Annotated in this window: 4 protein-coding genes and 1 pseudogene; 3 read left to right on the top strand and 2 right to left on the bottom strand. The window is 64.8% G+C overall.

Annotated elements, in window-relative coordinates:
• Positions 1–188, bottom strand: a pseudogene (locus EOD07_RS21400) (LysE family translocator); the annotation flags it as partial.
• A 181-nt stretch (positions 189–369) separates the two neighbouring features.
• Here EOD07_RS21400 and EOD07_RS21395 point away from each other — a divergent pair.
• A complete protein-coding gene (locus EOD07_RS21395) occupies positions 370–1,593 on the top strand; it encodes an argininosuccinate synthase (RefSeq protein WP_127236882.1) in 1,224 nt (407 codons plus the stop codon).
• 413 nt (positions 1,594–2,006) lie between these two features.
• Here the strand turns inward: EOD07_RS21395 and EOD07_RS21390 are convergent, their stop codons facing one another.
• Positions 2,007–2,810: a lytic transglycosylase domain-containing protein gene (locus EOD07_RS21390; protein ID WP_127236881.1), complete on the bottom strand. Its 804-nt coding sequence runs from the start codon at positions 2,808–2,810 to the stop codon at positions 2,007–2,009.
• 472 nt (positions 2,811–3,282) lie between these two features.
• On the opposite strand from EOD07_RS21390, the gene EOD07_RS21385 reads away from it, so the two are divergent.
• The gene (locus tag EOD07_RS21385) at positions 3,283–3,888 is read left to right on the top strand and encodes a DUF1236 domain-containing protein (protein WP_127236880.1); all 606 of its coding nucleotides are present in this window, start codon (positions 3,283–3,285) and stop codon (positions 3,886–3,888) included.
• 148 nt (positions 3,889–4,036) lie between these two features.
• Positions 4,037–4,987: a CPBP family intramembrane glutamic endopeptidase gene (locus tag EOD07_RS21380; RefSeq protein ID WP_127236879.1), complete on the top strand. Its 951-nt coding sequence runs from the start codon at positions 4,037–4,039 to the stop codon at positions 4,985–4,987.
• Positions 4,988–5,245 lie beyond the last annotated feature (258 nt).

Below are 5,245 nucleotides of genomic sequence, written 5' to 3'. Positions count from 1 at the left end.
ACCACCACCAGCGTGGTGTGGATCAGCGTGCCGCAGAGCGCGCCGGCCATCGAGGCGAAGCCGGTGGCGCGGCCCTGGCTCAGCGTTCGCGACACGAACAGCGTCATGTCCGGCCCGGGCGTGATTGCCAGGATGACGGTGGCGATGGCGAACTGGATCAGCGTCGAAGTGTCGGGAATGAAGGACATACGGGCGGTCCTGGGAAAAGATTTCGCAGCGTATAACGCGGCCCTCCGGCCGCTGCCAGCATCTGCCGGGACAAACATCTGGCCCAGGCTGGGCTATAGCACGCGGCCGTTCGTCTCTTGCGCCGCCCGGAAGGGCCGTGATACTCGCCCGCGAAGCTCTTTTCCCGCGGAACCGCCAAAAATGTCCAAGACCAAGAACGTCAAGAAAGTCGTGCTCGCCTATTCCGGCGGCCTCGACACCTCCATCATCCTGAAGTGGCTGCAGACCGAGCTCGGCGCCGAGGTCGTCACCTTCACCGCCGATCTCGGCCAGGGCGGCGAGCTGGAGCCGGCGCGCCGCAAGGCCGAGATGATGGGCATCAAGGATATCCGCATCGTGGACGTGCGCGAGGAATTCGTCGCCGACTTCGTCTTCCCGATGTTCCGCGCCAACGCCGTCTATGAAGGCACCTATCTGCTCGGCACCTCGATCGCCCGGCCGCTGATCTCCAAGCATCTGGTCGAGATCGCCAGGGAGACCGGCGCCGACGCCATTGCCCATGGCGCCACCGGCAAGGGCAACGACCAGGTCCGCTTCGAATTGTCGGCTTACGCGCTGAACCCGGACATCAAGGTCATCGCGCCATGGCGCGACTGGTCGTTCAAGTCGCGCACCGATCTGCTCAACTTCGCCGAGCAGCACCAGATCCCGGTGCCGAAGGACAAGCGCGGCGACGCGCCCTTCTCGGTCGACGCCAACCTTCTGCACTCTTCCTCCGAGGGCAAGGTGCTGGAGGATCCGTGGAGCGAGCCGCCGGAATTCGTGCATCAGCGCACCGTCTCGCCGATGGACGCGCCCGATGTCGTCACCGAGATCGAGATCGAATTCCTCAAGGGCGATCCGGTCGCGCTCAACGGCAAGAAACTGTCGCCGGCCACGATGCTGGCGGCGCTGAACGACCTCGGCCGCGACAACGGCATCGGCCGCCTCGACCTCGTCGAGAACCGTTTTGTCGGCATGAAGTCGCGCGGCGTCTACGAGACCCCCGGCGGCACCATCCTGATCGCCGCCCACCGCGCGATCGAATCGATCACGCTCGACCGGGGCGCGGCGCACCTCAAGGACGAGTTCATGCCGCGTTATGCCGAGCTCATCTACAACGGCTTCTGGTTCTCGCCCGAGCGCGTCATGCTGCAGGCGATGATCGACAAGAGCCAGGAAGACGTCGAAGGCACGGTGCGGCTGAAACTCTACAAGGGCAATGTCATCGTCACCGGCCGCAAGTCGAAGAAGACGCTCTATTCCGATGCGCTGGTCACCTTCGAGGACGACCGCGGCGCGTATGACCAGAAGGACGCCGAAGGCTTCATCCGGTTGAATGGGCTGCGGCTGCGGACGCTGGCGGCGAGAAACCGCAAGGGCTGAAGCCGCCGATCTCCCTCTTGCGGGTCCCTCGAGGGGGAGATGCCCGCCAGCGGCGCATGCAGGTTGGGTTCGACACTGGTGAAAACGCGCTGTGGCCGAAGGTGGCCGTGGTCGAGCAGCCGCTTCAGGCAACAACGTTGGCGATTGGCCGAAATCCCGGTGACGTCGTCATACTCGGGCTTGACCCGAGTATCCATGCCGTGACCTCTGCGCAGCGTGCAACGGTGTAGAATTCTGTAACCGCAGCAACGCCTTGGCGTAACGGCATGGATTCCAGGGTCTGCGCGCGTCGCTCCGCTCCTTGCTCCGCCCTGGAATGACGACGGAACGACTGTCGCGGCAGGTCGCTCAGGCCATCAGGACAAAAAAGCCTGGCGCATGGCCAGGCTGATTTGGTCGATAGCGATTCAAGATCAATCCGCGTCGATCGCCTCGGCAATGCGGGCGATGGCCTGCTGATAGACGCTGGCCGAATTCCAGCCGGCGATCGCGCCCATATTGGCCTCGTAGCTCGCGCCGGCATGCCAGCCATGAGCCTTGAGGAAGTTGGCGGTCGAGGCGAGCGCCGTGTTGCGGTCGCGCAAATTGCCGCTGCCGACGCCGTATTTCAGCACGTTTCCGGGCAGGAACTGGGTGTGGCCGATCTCGCCATGCATGGCGCCGACCGAGGAGGCGCTCAGCGCGCCGCGATCGACGAGCTTAAGCGCCGCGATGGCATGCGGGGTGAAATAATCGGGGCGGCGGCAGTCATAGGCGAGCGTCAGGATGGCCGACACGGTGTTCTGGTTGCCCATCGAGGCGCCGAAGCCGGTCTCCATGCCCCAGATGGCGAGCAGCACGCCCGGCGGCACGCCATAGGTCCGCTCGATATTGGCGAACATCGCCGCGTTCGCCTTCTTCAGCGAGCGGCCCCGCGAGATGATGGTGGACGCGCCGCGGCGCTTCATGAAGGCCTCCACCGAGCCGCTGAAGGCCTTGTGGATGGCGCGGTCCGCGGCAATCGTCCTTGTCGCATAGGTCGCCCCGGCCAGCGCCGAAAGCCCTCTTTGGCCGACGCCGTTGGCCTTGGCCTCGGCGGCGAAGTCCTGCTTCCAGGCGTCGAAGCCGGCGCCGTTCTTGCCGCAGCTGGCCGCGGCTTCAGCCCCCGTCGCCAGCCCAAGCATCGCCACCACCGCCGCGGCGGCCGCGAAAATCCTTCCTTTGGCAAAAAATGCCATGTCCTTCTCCTGGTTGCCTTGAATCACGTCCCGGTTGCGAATTTGCCAGCGAAACGCCTGGTTGTCACCGCCCCCGCGGGGGACGTGGCACCCGACACCGGCGAAAGAAGGGCAATTTGCCTACGATCGGCCGTCAGGTGTGGCGGGCTTGCCTCATGAAACGCGTCGATGTCGTGATCATCGGCGCCGTTCGGCGGGGCTTGGCGCGGCGCAAGCGCTGCAAGCGGCCGGACTTTGCCCGGCCTTCTCGGTGCCCGGACCGGCGGGTCCATCCACCCGACTCGCGGCGAAATAGTCCGGGAAATGCCGCCGGGGACCCGGAAAATACTTACGCCCGCTCACGCGCTTTTGACGGGGATGCCGAAAAACCGTGGAACAATTCGTGAGCGGCCGAAAGGCATGTTAGCCGGAACGCATAAGCTTTGGTTTCGTTTCCGAGCCCGAGGGAGCGTTTTGAAAACGGAGTGAAACCATGAACCGCGTCTTGTTTCCGGCGCTTGCCGGCGCGCTGCTCGCCATGTCGGGCACGGCCCTGGCCGACACCGCCGTCTCGGCGGTGGCCGACCTCAATGTGCGCGCCGGCCCCGGCCCGCAATATCCCGTTATCGGCGTGCTGGCCGCCGGCCAGTCCGCCACGCTCACGGGCTGCATCGAGAACAGCAAATGGTGCACGATCGCGGAGGCGGGCGGCAATGGCTGGGTCTATTCCGACTATGTGACGGGCGATTTCGGCGGCAGCCGCGTCGTCGTGACCCGCCGCCCGGCCGACGCCGAAATCGCCGTGGTGCCGCCGCCGGCCGATGATGTCTACACAACCGACAGCTACACCGGCGCCATCGTCTCCAACGACGACGCCATAGAGTCGATCGGCAGGCCGCCGGCCGAGGTCGGCACCTATGTCACCACGCACCGGGTCGATCCGGTCTATCTCGAAGGCGAGGTGGTGACCGGCGCCACGCTGCCCGACACGGTCGAGCTGCGCCAGATCCCCGACTACCGGTATCGCTATGTCTATGTGAACAACCAGCCCGCGCTGGTCGATCCCGGCACGCGGCGCATCGTCTATGTGATGCGCTGATCGGGCTTGATCGCCATGAGAAGAGCGGCCGCCAGCGATGGCGGCCGTTTTTAGACTCTGCACGCAGCAACCCGCGTGGGCGGTAATTGCGTGGTAACTGCCGATCTCCTAGACCGATGTGGTGGAAAGCCTTCGGCAGGGGAGCCGCGTGACGATCGAGAATGCCGCCTTCGAGGGCTATCGCCGCTCGCCGAACGAAAGGACCAATTTGCCGCGCCTGTTCTTCGGCACGGCGATCGTCATCGCCTTTTGGATGGCGATGACGGCCCTGGTGCTGTTTGCCGGCACCTATGTCTACATCGTCTGGCGCCTGCCCGGCCCCTCGACCGGGCGCTACATGCAGGACTTCCTGGCATCGCCCACCGGAATCCTGAGCGCGCTGACCTCCTTCGCCGGCATCTGGACCGGCCTGTGGGTGGCGATGCGCTTCGTGCATGGCGAGCCGCTGTCCGCGCTCTTCGGCGCCAGCCGACGTATCGCGGGCGGCGATTTCCTCAAGGGCCTGGTCGCGGTTCTGATCACCTCGCTCTTCTCCGAGGTCTTGCTCTACTGGCTGCAGCCGGAGATCGCGCGCGGACCGATCGCGTTGTCGTCCTGGCTGCTCTTCCTCATCCCGATCGTGCTGCTCGCTTTCCTGCAGACCTCGTCGGAAGAAATACTGTTCCGCGGCTATCTGCTGCGCGGCCTCGCCTATCGTTTCCAGAGCCCGCTGATCTGGGCGCTGCTGCCCGGGCTGCTGTTCACCTCGCTGCACTGGAACTCGGACTCGACGCTTGCCATCAACGCCTGCGTCCTGGTCTCGATCGGCGCCTTTGCCCTGCTGCTCACGCTTCTGGTCCATGTCACCGGCAATCTCGGCGCCGGTCTCGGCGCTCATCTCGGCAACAATCTGACCGGTTTCCTGCTGATCTCGCACCAGGAGGGCTATAATGGCTTCGCCCTGCTCAATGCCAAGCCGCTCGAAGGTCCCGGCTGGACCAATCTCGACGCCGTCCTCATCGCCGCGATCGGCATCGTCAGCACGCTTTTGACGATGCTGCTGCTTTTGCATCGGCGTTCGCCGCTGAGGGTGGGAACGAGCGGACAGAGCTCCGGGTGAGCCGCCAAAATCGCGGCGTTTTGGCCGGATCCGGGCCCAAGCCTTGACTCCGCTGCCGTTTTCCTGTCTAGAGCCGCTGAATTTCCGCGACGAGTATCCTTCGCGAAAGCCGACCAGGACGCCGAAGCCTCTTCGAGGCAAGAGCTGTAAAGAGATCCTGGAGGCCAACACCCGGCAGCGCGATGCGCCCCCGGGTGCTTTTTGGCTTTGCGCTTTTGCTTGGCGACCCGGCGCGAACGCACTACCTCTCGGTCGAAC

The sequence above is a fragment of the Mesorhizobium sp. M2C.T.Ca.TU.002.02.1.1 genome (assembly GCF_003997225.1).
This window is presented reverse-complemented; position numbering and strand designations above follow the sequence as displayed.